General features: G+C 70.2%; 1 protein-coding gene. It reads right to left on the bottom strand.

The genetic code is table 11. The annotated features are described in order from the left end of the window. Window positions 1-9 precede the first annotated feature (9 nt). Window positions 10-933 (bottom strand): methyl-accepting chemotaxis protein (locus tag MGN01_RS23295; RefSeq protein WP_170246143.1); only part of this gene is annotated, 924 nt, incomplete at its 5' end.

Here is a 933-nt window from a genome sequence, read left to right as displayed (position 1 = left end):
CCCGGCTTCTCAGACCCGATACCGTTCGGCGAGGGTCATCAGGCTTTGGGCGAGTTCGGTGAGGTTGGCCGAGGCCATCTCGACCTCGCGCGTGCCGGCCGAGGTCTGCTGGCTGGCCTGGCGGATGTTCTGCAGCGCGCCCATCACCTGCTCGATGCCGAGCTGCTGCTGGTTGGTCGAGGCCACGATCTGCTGGAAGGTCTGCACGCTCTCCTCCACCCGCGTCGCCATCTCCTCGATGGTGCGCACCGTGGCATCCGTGCGCGTCTTGCCGGCCGCCGCCCGCTTCACCGCCTCCTCCGTCAGCATCACCGACGAGTTGATGCCGCGCTGGATCTCCGAGAGGATCGAGCGCACCTGCACCGTCGCCGCCTTGGCCTGGTCGGCCAGGAGCTTCATCTCGGCCGCCACGATGGCGAAGCTGCGCCCGCTCTCGCCGGCGGCCGCCGCCTCGATGGCGGCGTTGAGCGAGAGCAGGTGCGTGCGCTCGGAGACGTCGTTGACCGTGGTGATGATCTCGCCGATCGCCTGGGTCTTCTCGCTCAAGGCGACGATGTTGCCGGCCACCGCCTCGCCCTGCTCGCGGATCAGCTCCATCGCCTTGGCCGTGTCGGAGGCCGCGCGCAGGCCCTGCCGGGCGGTCTGAGCCGAAGCCTGGGCCGTGGCGATCACGTCGGTGGCGCGCTTCGAGATCTGCGCGCCCGAATGCGTGATCTCGTCGACCGTGGCGGCGGTCTCCTGCACGGCGGCGAACTGCTCCTCGACGCTGGCCGCCTGCTCCTGGGCCGAGGCCCGGATCTCGGCAGCCGCCGCGTTGAGGTTGGCCGTGGCCGAGCGGTTGGTGCGCGCCAGATCCGCCAGCCCCCCGACCATCGCGTTCAGAGTCGTCCCCAGACGACCGATCTCGTCACGGCTCCGTACCGCAATGCGCCC

Source organism: Methylobacterium gnaphalii (genome assembly GCF_007992215.1).
Taxonomy (GTDB): Bacteria; Pseudomonadota; Alphaproteobacteria; order Rhizobiales; family Beijerinckiaceae; genus Methylobacterium; species Methylobacterium gnaphalii.
This window is presented reverse-complemented; position numbering and strand designations above follow the sequence as displayed.